Source organism: Paraburkholderia phymatum STM815 (assembly GCF_000020045.1).
Lineage (GTDB): Bacteria > Pseudomonadota > Gammaproteobacteria > Burkholderiales > Burkholderiaceae > Paraburkholderia > Paraburkholderia phymatum.
This window is the reverse complement of record NC_010623.1, coordinates 1649016-1664798: the sequence shown is the minus strand read 5'-3', so window position 1 is coordinate 1664798 and position 15783 is coordinate 1649016. Positions and strand designations below refer to the sequence as shown.

Genomic DNA, 15783 nt, shown 5'->3' with positions numbered 1-15783 from the left:
TCGCAGCTCGCGACATGCATCGCTTCACGAGACGGATTCGTAAAGCGGCGTCGATGCATGATGTCGCTTCAAACAGCGCACATCATTTGCAATGAAAGGTCATATACTGGCTTTCATGCGGTGGCAGCCATGCGTTTGTTTGTATGATCGTTTCGAGCAGTACAGAGTTTTCCTCGCTCGCCTGTCTGGACGCAGCCATGCTGACAATCGACGACATCCGCGAAGTCCCGCTCTTCTCGACCCTCGCCGAAAGCGAACTGGACCATCTCGCACACACCTGCGCAGACCTGCATCTGTGCACAGGCGAATTCGCCGTCCATGAAGGTGGCGAACGTGCGCTGTATGCGGTCCTGTCAGGCAGGATGGAGGTCATCAAGACATTCGATGGCATTGAGCGCACGCTGGGCTGGCGTCTACCTGGGACCATCTTCGGCGAGGTGCCGCTTGCACTGAGTTCGCCATTTCCGGGCGCCTATCGGGCGGCGGAACCGTCGCGTGTGATGCGGGTGGAGGCTCAGCAATACTACATGCTCGCCGCGAAGTCTCCCGACGTTGCGTTGAAGATGGGCGCGCTCGCACGCGAGCGGATCGGCGGGCTGCAGGGGCTCTCTGCCGAAGCACCCACGCCCCGGGTAACGATGGTGGGCAACCGTTGGGACACGTCCTGCACGGCCTTGCGCCATTTTCTCTCGCGCAACCAGATCAGCTACGACTGGATGACGCCCGATGCGCCCGAACTGTCGTCGCGCTGGCCGCAACCCTGTCCGTCCGAAGCGGAGTGTCCCGCGTTGCGCCTCGTCGACGGAACCGTGCTCAACCGGCCCGCGACACGCGAGCTCGCCGAATTGCTGGGTCTGCAAACGAAGCCTCGCCGTGCCGAATACGATACGTTGATCATCGGCGGCGGGCCGGCCGGTCTCGCTGCCGCCGTATATGGCGCGTCGGAAGGCTTGAGCACGATCGTCGTGGAGCGCGAGGCGCCGGGTGGCCAGGCGGGGACGTCTTCGCGCATCGAGAATTATCTGGGCTTTCCCAATGGCGTGTCGGGCGACGAACTCGCGAGCCGCGCACTGCAGCAGGCAAGGCGACTCGGCGCGGAAATCCTCGTAACGAGACAGGTCTCGCAAATCGATGTCGAGCATCGCACCGTTCATCTCGACGGAGACGACGCGATTCGTGCGCGAACCATCATTCTTGCGACGGGTGTCGCATGGCGTCGACTCGCGATCGACGGCTTCGACCGCTTCATCGGCAAAGGCATTTACTATGGCGCGTCACGCAGCGAGGCGAGCGCGACGCACGGGCTCGATGTCTATCTGATCGGCGGCGGAAATTCGGCCGGGCAGGCCGCGTTGTATTTCGCCAATCATGCCCGCATGGTCACGCTCGTCCTGCGCGGCGATTCGCTCGAGAAGAGCATGTCACGCTATCTGGTCGAGCAGCTTCATGGAAAGACCAACGTCGCGGTTCGCTTGCGCTCGGAAGTAGTCGGTGCGCAAGGCGACGCGCATCTTGCTGCAATCGACATACGCGATGCCCTGGCAGACGAGGTGCATACGCACGACTGTGCCGGACTCTTTGTGTTCATCGGCGCGGATGCCGAAACAGAGTGGCTGCCGGCGGCGATCGCACGTGACGACCGTGGATATGTCATTACCGGCGACGACGTGGTCAGAGCGGGACGCTGGTCCCAGGACAGAGATCCGTATCTGCTCGAATCCAGCGTTCCCGGCGTGTTCGCCTGCGGCGATGTCAGACTCAGCCCGGTCAAACGCGTTGCTTCTGCCGTCGGCGAGGGCAGTATGGCGATCGCGTTCGCTCACAAGTTTCTTCAGCAGGCGTAGAACGCAAGCGGCTGTTCCGGTCGGGGAAACCGTTTTATGAAGGCGACGGTTCGTCGGCTGTCTGGCGAGTATTTGCGTAGACCGGCAGCAAACACGTAACACGCTGTTTGCGCGTGCCGCAGCACCCAGTCGCCAATCAGCGGCTTACCGTTTGCAGCAGGTCGCGTGCGTTGCTCATCATGCCGTCGGCGATCTTGCTGGAATCGACTGTATAGGTGCCGTCGCGCAGCGCGGCCTTGATCGATTCGACCTGCGCCGTATCGATGTCCGCGTCGCTCGCCGTGGGCAGCGTCGACAGGCTGACGGTCGAGCTGCCCGAAAGGGGCGCGTCCGTTTTTCGCACTGCGCCGACGGCACCCTGCGCTTCGGCGTCGTTGGTGGCGCGTACCGCACCTGGCCGGTGAATGGTAATGCTGTTGTTGCTGGATTCGATCTTCATGATGTCCGTTCCCGATCTGTTGAGTCCTTTAACGGTCGCGCGTTTGAAATCTTCACCGTGCCGCAGACCCTGCGAGACTCTCCGCACTCCATCATCGGCCGTCGATCCTTGATACGCGGCCCTCTGCGCGATTTGAAACAAATTGAAACAAAGTGTGAGGAATCGCACACGGCGCCGGCGTTGCCGGACGGACTTGCGCGAGAAGAGCGTCGGTATTGGTCTTTGAATGCCGGAGGCAGGCAAGCCGGCAAGCATCGTGCAATGAGCGCGTTGGAGCGCTATATCGGCAGCTAGCGGATAAGCCTCAATGGGCATGGAAGCCATGACCTCGCATGACGGGCGACTCGTGTCGACCGATCACGCACGCTGTTTCGTGCGGTAGCCCACATTTGAAAGCGATATGTGGGCCTACCATCTGCGATCAGGCGACGAACGACCTTCGTATAGGAGATGTCGATGGCACGCACCCCAGCCACCTCGCAGCAGGCGCCGCGCGCCGACCACACCGTAGAATCGGAGCCTTCGCCCGAATACATCCTGCAGGTTGCAATGGGTTTCTGGGCATCGAAGACATTGCTCTCGGCCGTCGAGTTGCAAGTCTTCGCTCATCTCGCACGCGGGCCGCAAAGCGCTCAGCCACTCATTGCAGCGCTGGGGCTGCATCCGCGATCCGCGCTCGATTTTCTCGACGCGCTCGTCGCGCTAAACGTGCTGAACCGCGCCGACGGTGTCTACAGCAACACGCGCGACGCGGACCTCTTTCTCGACCCGGCAAGGCCGAGCTATGTCGGCGGGCTGCTCGAGATGGCGAACTCGCGCCTCTATCCATTCTGGGGCTCGCTCACCGAGGCGTTGCGCACCGGCGCGCCGCAGAACGAGTCCAGGCACGGCGGCAACGTGTTCGAGGCGCTTTACTCCGACGAAACGCGGTTGCGCACGTTCCTGCGCGCGATGAGCGGCGTCAGTCTCGGCGCTGCGCGAGCCATCGCGCAGCAGTTTCCGTGGCAGAACCACCGTACGTTCGTCGACCTCGGCGCGGCACAGGGCGCACTGCCGGTGCAGATTGCGCTCGCGCATCCGCATCTGTCGGGTGGCGGCTTCGACCTGCCTGCCGTGCGCCCGGTATTCGAGGAATACGTCGCATCGCAAGGCTTGCAGGACCGGCTGCGGTTCTACGCAGGCAACTTCTTCGACGACCCGTGCCCGTCCGCCGACGTGCTCGTGATGGGCCATATCCTGCACGACTGGGATCTGGACCAAAAGCGCATGTTGCTGCGCAAATGCCACGACGCGCTACCGCCTGGCGGCTGTCTGATCGTCTACGACGCGATGATCGACGACGAACGCCGGCACAACGCATTCGGCCTGCTCATGAGCCTCAACATGCTGATCGAGACGCCCGGTGGCTTCGATTACACGGGCGGGCAATGCATCGAGTGGATGCGCGAAGCGGGCTTCACGCAAGTACGCGTCGAACGGCTCGTCGGGCCAGACTCGATGGCGATAGGCATCAAGTAGCGGCATCCAAAACCACGCGCCACCCGTAGTGAACCGTCACCGTCAGTTGTAGCCCAGGATCGCGGCCGTTGCGACATCCGTTCGGTCGGACGGATTGCCGGCCAGCAATACCGTGGGCTCGTGCAACAGCAATTGATACGATGGCGTATAGGTTTCGCTGTCGTCAACCGCATCTACGTGCAGGCTGTCGTGCGGGTAAGTAGTGTAGGGATCGTTCATCATTATCTCCATTGGTTGGTTTCGAATCGACTGCGTCAAACGTGGAGCGGCGTTCGCGCAGTCGTCGCTAATGCTGCATTGCAAATACCCGGCTTCGACCTTGAGTGCTGACGATCGCTCACGCGTACACAGATATTGACGCGGCGCACGTCAGCATGGCGTATGGCCGGGCATATAGCAGCGCGCAAGTTCAGTGCCTCGGCCTCGCTGTCGCCAGCAAGTCACCTATCGAAGCCGAGCGAGACAGGCGCAGACGGTCATCCGGCATTTGCCCGTCGACTAGGCGCTCGCGCCGCTGCAGCAGAAAGGCATCGTGACGCGTGAAAAGAATTGCGGGTTCGTTGTGGCGAAGCTCATGATCGAGCCGCTGGCGGATGGGGTGGACGAGTTGGGTCTGGTCGAAACCGATGTCGTGACGAGCGTCTCTTTCCAGATCGCTGATGAACGCCTGAAAACCGAACTGCCCGAAAAACATCTGCCGGCGGGGCATCCAAACCGATACGGCGGACCTGCTGCGCGAGAAAGCAAGTAGCCCGCTCTCGCGGGCTTTCTTTCAAGCGTCGATTAGAACTTATGACGAATACCCACGGTAACCGTCGCTTGCTTGTTGGAACCCGAATCGCCCGTCGCCGAGCCGATCACCGCGACAGCAGCCGTGCCCGCCGCGTCCTGCGTGCCCGCCGCGTGGGTGTATGCCGCCCACGCGTAGACATCGGTGCGCTTGCTAAGCGAATAGTCCGCGGCAACGGCAAACTGGTTGTATTTTGCCGATGAGCTGCCGCTCGACTTCAAATATACGTATCCAATCTGGGTTTGCAGCGGAGCCGAGACCTGCCACACCGCGTAAACGGAACCCGTGTTGTATTTTTCCGATTGCTTGAACGTCGAGCTGGCGTCCGCGGTGTATTCGGCGTAACTGTAGTAGCCACCCACCGTCACCGAGCCGAAAACATAATTGCCGCCGATACGCGCATTGTTGACAGCGGCTGCAGTGGAATAGGCGGAGTTGACCGACGTGTTGAACAGCGAGTCCCACGTCGTGGTGCCGCGATTCGCGCCATTGCCATTACTGAAGTGATAGTAGCCCGCTGCCACGTTGACGGGACCGTTGCTATACGCTGCCGCCGCCGCATAGCTCTGTCCCGAACCTGTCGCACCAGCGACGCCGCCCAGCGAGTACATCGCTTCGAACTGCAGGCCGGACATCGACGGCGACGTGTACTTGATCGAATTGTTCACCCGCGCGCTGTTGTCGGCATTGTCGATATCGCCCGGCGAAATGAATACGCCACCGAGGTATCCGTCGCCCTGAACAGGCTGCACGAGATCCACCAGCGGGTCGTACTGACGGCCGGCCGTGAACGTGCCCCACGTATCGCTGCTTAAGCCGACGAACGCTTGACGGCCGAACATGCGGCTACCTTGTCCGAGCTTGCCGTTCACCGAGCTGAAGCCGTTTTCCAGCTGAAAGACCGTCTTCAGGCCGCCACCGAGATCTTCCGAGCCTTTCAGGCCCCAGCGGCTACCCGATTCGTTACCCGACGTCATGCTGAACGACTTGCTGCCGCCATCGTTCGACACGTAGGTGAGCCCCGTATCGACGATGCCATAGAGCGTGACGCTGTTTTGCGCGTGAGCCATGCCCGTAGCTGCGAGCAATGCCGCAGAAGCCATTGCCAGTGTGATCTTCTTCATCTAATTCCTCTTTGGACTTGTGGAGAGAACTGCGGACGGAAGCCTACAGATCTCTTCACATCGCCAAATTGGAATGTTGGTTACTGACAACGATTGATACGCATACCAAACTTACTGATTCTTAAGCAAAGGCTATTTCAAACCGTATAGCCAGTTTCTGGCGGACGTGTAGATAAAGAGGAAAAACAATTCCGGAAATTCAGGGAATCTAAATGCAGAAAGAGGCGAAATCAATCGATGCCATAACAGCAAAACCTTTCCTCATCTTTCTACCGCTGTGCCGCCGCGGCCCGCCTCGCCCAGTCCGCAAACTCAAAGCGCCGCGATACGCTCACGAAAGCGCTCCGTTCCCGCAACGATCTTGTCCAGCACTGCATCGAGCGCCCAGAAGCGTTCGCGCACGTCATAGTCGATCACGCGACAGCGAATCGAATGGAAGGTGCCGATGCGCTGGTGGTACATCTTCGCGAGCGCCGGATAGCCGAGTGCTTCGGACACAGCCGCGAGGACCAGAAACGTCGACAGTTCTTCCGCGAGCACCTCATCTTCGGCGCTACGGCTGCGCAGCCATTGATACAGATCGGGGTGAAAGTTCGTGAACACACCGTTGAAACCCGCCGAGCCCGCTTTCATCGCATCCCACGCAATCGCCGCGTTCGCGTTGAGAACTTTAAGCGGCGAGCCTTGCGCCAGCGCGACACGGCGCTTCACCGTCGCAAGATCGCAGCTCACGTCCTTGAGCATCACGAAGCGGCCGCTATCGATACAAACCTTCAGCTCATCATCGGTGAGCAGACGCCGATACGGCGCCGGGCACTCATAGAGGCCCAACGGGACATCCGACGGCAGCTTCGACAACAGCCGGTTCAGATTCGCGAGAAAGGTCTGCGAGCCCTCGCGCTTCGGGTCCAGGTGATTCGTCACCAGCACGATGCCCTGCGCGCCCGAATCAGCCGCAACGCGCAGTTCTTCTGCCTGCGCATCGAGATCGTCGCTGATATGACCGGATGCGACGACGGGCACGCGCCCCGCCACTTTCTCCACGACGAAGCGCGCCAGTGCACCGCGCTCGGCAAGGCTTAGAAACTGCATTTCACTCGACTGCGCGACCGCGAACAGTGCGTCAGAGCCTTTCGCCAGATACCACTCGATCAGCCTTTCGAGGCCCGCGTAGTCGATCGTGCCGTCGTCGTGGAACGGCGTCAGCATCACGGGCACGATGCCCTCGATCGGGCCGTTCATTTTCGCTTTATCGATCATAGGGTTCTCCTTGAATACATGGTTCTGCACGCCACGGACGCACTCGCTCGACGTCCCTCATACGGGGAGCTGCGCGGGCACACTCGACGCGTCGTGCTCGGGAATGGGTTTTCTGACAAGCAGCAGATAGGCCATCGCGCCGACGAACGCGACGCCTGCCGCCGTCAGCAGCGCGGGAACGAACGACGTCGCTTGCGCGATGAAGCCCGTCACGATCGGCGCGAGCGCACCACCCAGAAAGCCGCCGAAGTTCTGCATCGCGCCGAGCGATGCGATGCGGCTGGGCGGCGCGGCCGCTGTCGCCAATGCCCACGATGCAGCGGATGCCGCATTCGCCAGAAAGATCACGACGGAAATGCATGCGATCGCGATCGTATTGCTCTGCACGAGCGCAGCGGGAATCGTGAACGCGACCATGCCGAGCATCGCGATCACGACGGCATTGCGGCGGCTCACAACGGGCGAAGTGCTGCGCTTCGTGATCAGATCGGAGAACCAGCCCGCGAGCAGCGCACCGACGAAGCCGCACAGGAACGGCACGGAAGCCGCAATGCCCGTGCGCGAGAGGCTCATATGGCGCTCGATGGTCAGATAGCCGGGCAGCCAGGTCAGATAGACCCAGTTCAGGTACACGGACCCGAAGAAGCCGATCAGCATGCCCCAGGTCGTGCCGTAAGAAAACAGCGCGCGCCATTCGGCGAAGGTGAGCTTCGGCGCGGGGCCCGCCGCCGGTTCGGCGTCGGCTTCCAGATAGGCGCGTTCTTCGCGGCTCAGCGCCCGGCTGTCCGGGTCGCGATAGAGCGCGAACCACACGGCAGCGACCACCAGCCCGAGCGCGCCCGTCACGACGAACGCCCATCGCCAGTTGAACGCGACGATCAGCACCGACAGACACAGCGGCGCGAGCGCGCTGCCGAGCGGCGAAGCCGAGTTGAAGATGCCCGTCGGCGTGCCGCGCGACTTCAGGGGAAACCAGTTGCTCACCACACGCGCCGCCGACGGAAACTGCGGCGCCTCGCCGATACCCAGCACGATGCGCGCGAGCACGAAGAAGCCGAACGTCGATACGAGGCCACCCGCGATCTGTGCGAACGACCACACGATCAGCCCTATGCCGAGCAAACGGCGCGGCCCGATCCGGTCGACAAGTCCGCCCACGGGCAACTGGCAGAGCGCATAGCTCCACGAGAACGCTGACAGCAGCAGGCCCATCTGCCCCAACGAGAGACCGAGGTCCTGGCGGATCAGCTGATTCGCGACTGCGAGCGTGCCACGGTCCAGATAGTTGACGATACCGCTGACCATCAACAGCGCAAGTGCGATGGTCTGCGCGCGTCGAATGCGCGGTGGAGCGGTCGGGCGTTCATAGGTCGTGTTCACGTTGGCTGTCTCCGTCTGTTGTACGAATGCTTGGGCCGTTCACTGCTGTTGCAATGCCGATTCACTTCGCGTTCGAAGCGCGAGCCGCGAAGGCCCGGGTCACACCTGGCTGACGCTGTCTTCTTGCAGTTCCGCGCGATAGGGGATGGACGTTTGCGCGCCTGCGCGCGTCACGCTCACGGCTGCTGCGCACTGAGCGAAAGCAATCGACTGCCGCATTTCCAGGCCGCGTGCGCGTTCGACCGCAAAGCCGCCTGCAAAGGTATCTCCTGCCGCCGTCGTATCGACGACCTGCACGCCCGGCGCAGCCATGTGCCCGCTGCCCTGCTCGCCAGCCCAGATGACGCCTTGTGCGCCGAGCGTCACGAGCACGTTGCGCACGCCCTTGCCGAGCAACGCGTCAGCGGCGAGGCGGGCGCACGGCACGTCGTTCACGGGCACGTCCGTCAGCAGCGCGGCTTCTGTTTCATTGACCAGCAAATAGTCGATCTGTCGATACAACGCGTCGGGCAACGGCTGCGCCGGCGCCGGATTGAGCAGCACGGGCGTGCCGTTGCGCGCGGCAATGGCGATCGCGCGCTCGACGGCCGCGAGCGGCACTTCCAGCTGGCAAATCAGCATGTCGGCGCGCGCAATCAGGTCAGCGGCGGCGTCGACGTGCGCAGTGCTCAGCCGGGCATTCGCGCCTGGCGCAACGACGATCGTGTTTGCGCCGTCACTGCCCACCGTGATGGAGGCGATACCGCTCGCCTGGCCTTCAACCCTATGCACGTGAGCAAGGTCGATGTGCTCGCGGTGCAGCGCGTCGCTCAGCGACTTGCCGAACGTATCGGCGCCGACACAGCCGACCATCGCGACGCTCGTGCCGAGCCGCGCCGCCGCGACGGCCTGGTTCGCGCCCTTCCCGCCGTTGACAGTGTCGAAGCGGTCGCCGAGCAGCGTCTCGCCCCGCGACGGCAGACGCGGCGCATGAACGACGAGGTCCATATTGGCGCTTCCAACAACAACGACCAGCGGTGCAGCGGCAGAAGAACTCATGTTCGATGCGATTCTTTCAATAGTCAGGCGACGTTTTGCTGAGTGAAGGCGCTGCCACGGCTATAATGTTAGCGCTTACATCTAGCCAATGGAAAATGATCAGCCGTTCACCCCGATGCGGAAATCACGACGCAATTTGTGAATTCGGCCGGATTACCCTCATGAATGACATGCCGTGTTAGCGCTTACATTTTCGGCCGAACTGCGCGAAAATTGCAAGCAGGATCATGCAGTTCGAGGGTAAACGCGCAGCCTCTTGCCCAGGATCGCGCTGGAGAAGACACGACGACGAGTGACGTGCGGCATCGTTGCGGGCGGCACGCGCCTCGCCCTGTAAGATGACGACGGCACACGCCTCGCGCAGAGTTCATTTACGACCAGCACAACGACCATGAGCAGTTCTCACTCGTCCGCAGCATCTGACACGCCCGTCGCCCGCACGCGCCGCAGGAGCGGGCGTGCTGTTCTTGGCGACGTGGCGCGGCTGGCGGATGTGTCGACAGCCACCGTATCGCGGGTCTACAACGAGCCCGACAAAGTCTCGCCGAGCGTGCGCGAACGCGTGCTGCAGGCAGCCGCCGCACTCAACTGGATTCCGAATGCGGCGGGCCGCGCGCTCGCATCGACGCGCACGCACATAGCCGGCGCGATCATTCCGACACTCGACGATCAGGTCTTTGCATCGCAAGTCGCCGGCATGCAGGCCGTGTTTGCCGAACGTGGCATCACGCTGTTTCTCGGTTGCTCGAACTACGATCCGGCGCAGGCGTTGATTCAGGTGCGGGCGATGCTGGCGCGCGGCGTCGAAGTGATCGCGATCGTCGGCGAAGCGCATCCGCCGGAACTCTTCGACGCGCTGAAACAAGCTCGCGTACCGTATGCGATCACCTACGCGTATCGCGAGGGCAGTCCGCATCACTGCATCGGCTTCGACAATCGCGCGGCGTTCGTCGCGATCGCCGAGCATCTGCTCGCACTGGGGCATCGCACGTTCGCCGCCGTCATTCAACCGGCGCGTGACAACGATCGTGTTCAGGCGCGCGTGGCAGGCATCCGGGAAGCGCTGGAGCGTCATGGCATCGCGGTGCGCCCTTCGCATCTTCATGAAGGGCCGGCAACGATTGCGTTTGGGCGTCAGAGCTTGCGCGCGATCTGGCAGGGTGCGGACGAGCGCCCTACTGCCATTATTTGCGGCAACGATCAACTGGCGATCGGCGTGCTTCTGGAAGCGGCCGAACTGGGGATCAAGGTGCCACAACAATTGTCGGTGACGGGTTTCGACGATGTCGCCATTGCGCAGCAGATTCATCCGTCGTTGACGACCGTGCGTGTCGATACGGCGGAAATCGGGCGGCGCGCCGCGCGGTATCTGCTCGATGTGCTCGATGGGAAGGAAGCCGCAGAGTCAGGCCTCGTGCAGCCGGAATTGATGGTCAGGGAGTCGACGGCGCGGGTGCGCAAGGCGGACTGAACGCGTTCTTGATGAAACGATCGACTCGCTCCGTGTCAATCGGCCGCTCCAGGGACGGCGCTTACCGCGGCTCTGGTCCAATCTCCGGCGACGCGCTGAAAGCAGCACGCCGATATGCGCTGGCGCAAAGGTTGCGCTGAAAAACACCGGTATGCTCGCGGGCTTTGTCCTGCGAAGCCCTAGCCATGAAGCGCCCACATCTCCTCAGCCCCGCCGGTTCTCTGCGCGCCTTGAACTACGCTCTTGCCTACGGCGCCGATGCGGTGTACGCAGGTCTGCCGCGCTATAGCCTGCGTGCGCGCAACAACGAATTCCGCAACACCGGCTTCCTCGGCGAAGGTATCGAAGCGTGCCGGGCCGCGGGCAAGCGCTTCTACCTGACCGTCAATCTGATGGCGCACAACCGCAAGGTCGACACCTTCATTAAAGACTTGCGCGATGCGGTGGCCCTTGGGCCGGATGCGTTGATCATGGCCGACCCCGGTTTGATCATGATGGTCCGCGAGACATGGCCCGACATGCCGATCCACCTGTCCGTGCAGGCCAATACTGTCAATTACGCCAGCGTCCGTTTCTGGAATTCGATCGGCGTATCACGGGTGATCCTGTCGCGCGAACTCTCGCTTGACGAGATCGCTGAGATCCGCCAACGCTGCCCCGACATCGAACTCGAAGTCTTTGTGCATGGCGCGCTGTGCATCGCGTATTCGGGCCGCTGCCTGCTCTCCGGCTACTTCAATCACCGCGACTCGAATCAGGGCACCTGCACCAACGCATGCCGCTGGAGCTATCGCATGACCGAGTCCGCTCTCACGGCCGAAGGTGAACATGTGCCGCGCCATACGGCAGCGGACCGCGTGTATCTGCTGGAAGAAGAAGCGCGCCGCAGCGGTGAATGGATGGAGATATCCGAAGACGAACATGGCACGTATCTGATGAATTCCCGCGACCTGCGCGCGATCGAGCATGTTCAGCAACTGGTCGATATCGGCGTCGATTGTCTGAAAATCGAAGGCCGCACCAAGTCACACTACTATGTCGCGCGCACCGCGCAGCTTTACGCACGCGCCATCGACGACGCGACCGCGGGCCGCCCGTTCGACACGGGGCTCATCGGCCGCCTCGACGGCCTCGCCAATCGCGGCTATACGGGCGGCTTCCTGCAACGGCATCGCGCCGATGACTACCAGAACTATGCCAGCGGCGCCTCGGGTAACGCGCGCCAACAGTTCGTCGGCGAATGGCTGGCTTATGATGCAGTGACCGGCCTGACCACACTCGAAGTGAAGAATCGCTTTGCCGTTGGGGATGCACTGGAGATCGTTACGCCCGACGGCTCGCGGGACATCACCTTGACTCGCATGGAAAACATCGAAGGCCAACCCTGTGACGTCGCGTCCGGCAGCGGTCACACGGTGCGGGCCGACCTCGGAGAAACCGGGCCGATGACGCTGGTGGCTCGATATGTGACGGACGCGCAATAGGCGTTGAACCCGAGGGCCTTCCGCCAGCGCGGGGATGTGCGCGCTCTCGGGCAAATGCAAGGCAAACGCCTACACTACGAAGGGGTAGCGACGAAATAGCTCTCGGGCTTCCGGCAATGGCGATGAATATCGAACAATGGCTGGGCGGACTTGGCCTCGATCAATACGCGCAGGCGTTCGCGAATAACGACATCGAGCTTGCGATGCTGCCCGAACTGACCGACGCGGATCTGAAGGAACTCGGCATCCAGTCGCTAGGGCATCGCAAGCGCCTGCTGGCAGCGATCGCCGAACGCACTGCCATGACGTCGAGCGCGAAGCCGCCCGCGTCCATCGCGTCTCCCGTCGACGATCGCAGACAGGTCACCATTCTGTTCGCCGATCTGTGCGGGTTCACGGCGCTTTCGCAAATGCTCGATCCGGAAGAGTTGCGCGAGGTGATCGGCCGCTTCATATCGCTCGTCGATGGCATTTTGCTCGCCTATGGCGGCACGGTCGACAAACACATCGGCGACGCCGTGATGGCGCTGTTCGGCGCGCCGCGGGCACATGAGACCGATCCGCTACGGGCCGCTCGCGCTGCGCTCGATATCCACGACGCACTCGCGCAGCTTAGCGCCAGGAGCAAGCACCCGTTGCAGGCGCACATCGGCATCGCGAGCGGCGAAGTGGTAGCGGGCGCGGTCGGCCGCGCCGATGCGCTGGACTACACGGTGCATGGGGATTCCGTGAACCTGGCGGCGCGGCTCGTCGCGGCTGCGACTGCGGGACAGACGTTGCTGTCGGATGGCGTGCAGCGCGCGCTTGGCGAAAGCGCCATCTGCGAATCGCTGGGCGAGATGCATTTCAAGGGCATCAGCGCGCCCGTGCGCGTCTGGAGACTGTGCAGCGTCGCGCGTGAGCCGACACGCGCGAGCCGCAGCCAATTTGTCGGACGGAAAGCCGAACTGGAACAGTTCCACGGCATCGCCCGAACCTGTCTCGAACAACGCGCGGGCCATGTCGTGTATGTGCGCGGCGATGCGGGCATCGGCAAGACGCGTCTCGTCAACGAGATGCGCGTCTTCGCGCAGGCGCATGGTTTTGCGATACACCGAGGGCTCGTGCTCGACTTCGGCGTCGGCAAAGGACAGGACCCCGTGCGCGCGATCATCGACAGCCTGCTCGGGCTGTCTGCATCCTCCACGCTCGACGAGCGGCTCGAAGCCGCCGAACGACTGTTGGCGGAAAGTGTCATCAGCGCCGGGCAGCGCGGGTTTTTGCACGACCTGCTCGATCTGCCGCAAACGGGGCAGTGGCGCACGCTCCATGACGCGATGGATCATACGGCGCGCAAGCGCGGCAAGCAGGCCGTCGTGACGGCTCTGACAGCCGATGCTTGCCGGCGCGGGGCCATCATGCTGCTGGTCGAAGATCTGCATTGGGCGGATGTGCAGGTGCTCGGCTATCTTGCGGCGTTCGCGTCGGGCATGGCGGCCGGGGCCGGACTGCTGGTGCTGACCTCGCGGGCCGAAGGCGATCCGCTCGACGCTGCGTGGCGCGCGCGTCTACGCGACATACCGCTCGCGACGATCGATCTCGGCCCGCTGCGGCGCGACGAAGCGCTGACCCTGGCAGGCAGTTTCATCGATGCAACGCAGCGTGTCGCGCTCGCCTGCATCGAGCGGGCGGACGGTAATCCGCTGTTCCTCGAACAACTCCTGCACAACGCCGAGGAAGGCAGCAGCGAAGCGGTGCCTGCATCGATCCAGAGCCTCGTGCTCGCACGCATGGACCGCCTTGCGCCGACCGACCGGCTGGCGTTTCAGGCGGCGTCCGTCATTGGCCAGCGCTTTGGCATTGCGCTGCTAAGGCATCTGATCGACGAGCCCGGCTATGGCTGTGAAAGGCTGGTCGAAAACGCACTCGTGCTACCGGAAGGCGAAGACTATCTGTTCGCTCATGCACTGATCCAGGAAAGCGCCTATTCGACGCTGCTGCGCACGCGGCGGCGAGAGCTGCACCGGCGTGCCGCCGAATGGTTTGCACGGAGCGATGCCGTGCTTCACGCACAGCATCTGGATCGGGCGGAAGATGAACGTGCCGCGCATGCCTGTCTCATCGCAGCGATGACGCAACGCACCGCCCGTTTCACGGAGGCGGCGCTACAACTGGTCGGCCGGGGACTGGAGATTGCACAGACACCCATCGACCGGCACGCGCTGACGTGCTTTAAGGGCGAGTTGCAGCGCGATCTGGGCGACATCGAAGCATCGATTGCGACCTACCGCGATGCCGCCGCAATCGCGCCGGACGATGCGGCCCTGTGCATCGCGCAACTTGGGCTCGCAGAAGGACTGCGCGTCAACGAGGGCCTGTCAGAAGCACTCACGCTGCTGGACGCCGCCCAGAAGACGGCCGAACGCGAAAACCAGATCAACGAACTGGCGCAGCTGCATCATCTGCGCGGCAACATTCTCTTTCCGCTCGGCCGTATCGACGATTGCCGCGTCGAGCATGAGCGCGGGCTTGCGTATGCACGCCGTCTGGGTCTGCCGGAAGCCGAAGCACGCGCGCTTGGCGGACTTGCCGATGCGGCCTACGCGCAAGGCCGCATGCGCACCGCGTTCGAACATTTCAGCCGTTGCGTCGCGCTGAGCCGCGAGCATGGATTTGGCCGCATCGAAGTCGCCAATCGTTCCATGAAAGGCTTCAGCCGCATCTATCTGAACGAGGCGCGCGAGGCACGTGATGATGCCGTCGATGCATCGCGTGAGGCCGCGCTCGCCGGGCAGCCTCGTGCGCAGATGTTGTGCGAAACGCTTGGCGCTTTCGCATGCTACGAACTGGGCGACATCGAGGCGGCGCGGCTGCATCTCGAACAGGAGCGGCGGCTCATCCGCCAACTCGGCGCACGCCGCTTCGAGGCGCAGAACATGGAGATCGAGGGGCGCCTGCTGCTCGACGACGGGCAGCGGATGGAAGCCATGCGGACCTTGCGGGCCGCGCTCCAACTATGTCGCGAGGTCGGCATGCAATTCAGCGCCCCGAAGGCGCTGAGCGCGCTGAGCCGCGCTGTCGATGACGACGCCGAGCGTTTGCAACTGCTCGACGAGGGCGCAGAATTGCTGCGCCGTGGTGCGGTCGGGCACAACCATCTCTGGTTTTACCGCGACGCAATCGAGGCGATGTTATCGATCCGCGATCCCGCCGGCGCCCTGCGCCATGTCGAATCGCTGGAACGCTACACGCAAGCGGAAACGCTGCCGTGGGCGCAACTGTTTGCAGCGCGCGGACGCGCGCTGGCTGCCATGCAACTCGATCCCGCGTCCGGCAACGCGCGCTGCGAACTCGAACGCGTGCGTGCATGCGTCGCCAATGCCGGGTTCAAAGGCTTTTTGCGTGCTATCGACGAAGCGCTCGTTTGAGTGGCTCAGCGACATGCGGTGCCGAAAT

The 15783-nt window shown here is 62.7% G+C and carries 12 protein-coding genes; 6 read left to right on the top strand and 6 right to left on the bottom strand.

Annotated features, from left to right (window positions below; translation table 11 throughout):
- Positions 1-197 precede the first annotated feature (197 nt).
- Positions 198-1844 (top strand): FAD-dependent oxidoreductase, encoded by a 1647-nt coding sequence (locus tag BPHY_RS23115; protein WP_012403881.1) that lies wholly within the window; start codon positions 198-200, stop codon positions 1842-1844.
- Between the two features lie 136 nt (positions 1845-1980).
- Here BPHY_RS23115 and flgM read toward each other — a convergent pair whose 3' ends face one another.
- The gene (gene flgM / locus BPHY_RS23110; RefSeq protein WP_012403880.1) at positions 1981-2283 is read right to left on the bottom strand and encodes a flagellar biosynthesis anti-sigma factor FlgM; all 303 of its coding nucleotides are present in this window, start codon (positions 2281-2283) and stop codon (positions 1981-1983) included.
- A 456-nt stretch (positions 2284-2739) separates the two neighbouring features.
- On the opposite strand from flgM, the gene BPHY_RS23105 reads away from it, so the two are divergent.
- On the top strand, positions 2740-3801 hold the full coding sequence (locus BPHY_RS23105; RefSeq protein WP_012403879.1) for a methyltransferase: 1062 nt from the start codon (positions 2740-2742) through the stop codon (positions 3799-3801).
- Between the two features lie 42 nt (positions 3802-3843).
- Here BPHY_RS23105 and BPHY_RS23100 read toward each other — a convergent pair whose 3' ends face one another.
- Positions 3844-4023 (bottom strand): hypothetical protein, encoded by a 180-nt coding sequence (locus tag BPHY_RS23100; protein WP_041764582.1) that lies wholly within the window; start codon positions 4021-4023, stop codon positions 3844-3846.
- A gap of 352 nt (positions 4024-4375) precedes the next feature.
- On the opposite strand from BPHY_RS23100, the gene BPHY_RS43270 reads away from it, so the two are divergent.
- The gene (locus tag BPHY_RS43270; protein WP_244257703.1) at positions 4376-4552 is read left to right on the top strand and encodes a hypothetical protein; all 177 of its coding nucleotides are present in this window, start codon (positions 4376-4378) and stop codon (positions 4550-4552) included.
- Between the two features lie 32 nt (positions 4553-4584).
- On the opposite strand, the gene BPHY_RS23090 is transcribed toward BPHY_RS43270, so the two are convergent.
- From BPHY_RS23090 to rbsK, 4 genes are all read right to left on the bottom strand, one after another.
- Positions 4585-5715: a porin gene (locus tag BPHY_RS23090; RefSeq protein WP_012403877.1), complete on the bottom strand. Its 1131-nt coding sequence runs from the start codon at positions 5713-5715 to the stop codon at positions 4585-4587.
- A gap of 312 nt (positions 5716-6027) precedes the next feature.
- A complete protein-coding gene (locus BPHY_RS23085; protein WP_012403876.1) occupies positions 6028-6975 on the bottom strand; it encodes a dihydrodipicolinate synthase family protein in 948 nt (315 codons plus the stop codon).
- A 57-nt stretch (positions 6976-7032) separates the two neighbouring features.
- Complete coding sequence (locus BPHY_RS23080; RefSeq protein ID WP_012403875.1) at positions 7033-8355, bottom strand: MFS transporter; 1323 nt, start codon at positions 8353-8355, stop codon at positions 7033-7035.
- Positions 8356-8454: 99 nt separating this feature from the next.
- Positions 8455-9393: a ribokinase gene (rbsK, locus tag BPHY_RS23075; RefSeq protein WP_083775887.1), complete on the bottom strand. Its 939-nt coding sequence runs from the start codon at positions 9391-9393 to the stop codon at positions 8455-8457.
- A 391-nt stretch (positions 9394-9784) separates the two neighbouring features.
- Here rbsK and BPHY_RS23070 point away from each other — a divergent pair, with 391 nt between their 5' ends.
- The 3 genes from BPHY_RS23070 to BPHY_RS23060 all read left to right on the top strand — a co-directional run bounded on the left by BPHY_RS23070 (position 9785) and on the right by BPHY_RS23060 (position 15755).
- Positions 9785-10864 carry a LacI family DNA-binding transcriptional regulator gene (locus BPHY_RS23070; protein ID WP_012403873.1) on the top strand — a complete coding sequence of 360 codons (1080 nt, stop codon included), beginning with the start codon at positions 9785-9787 and terminating at the stop codon, positions 10862-10864.
- A 185-nt stretch (positions 10865-11049) separates the two neighbouring features.
- Positions 11050-12348 carry a prephenate-dependent tRNA uridine(34) hydroxylase TrhP gene (gene trhP / locus BPHY_RS23065; RefSeq protein WP_012403872.1) on the top strand — a complete coding sequence of 433 codons (1299 nt, stop codon included), beginning with the start codon at positions 11050-11052 and terminating at the stop codon, positions 12346-12348.
- Between the two features lie 116 nt (positions 12349-12464).
- Positions 12465-15755 carry an adenylate/guanylate cyclase domain-containing protein gene (locus tag BPHY_RS23060; protein WP_012403871.1) on the top strand — a complete coding sequence of 1097 codons (3291 nt, stop codon included), beginning with the start codon at positions 12465-12467 and terminating at the stop codon, positions 15753-15755.
- Positions 15756-15783: the final 28 nt, after the last annotated feature.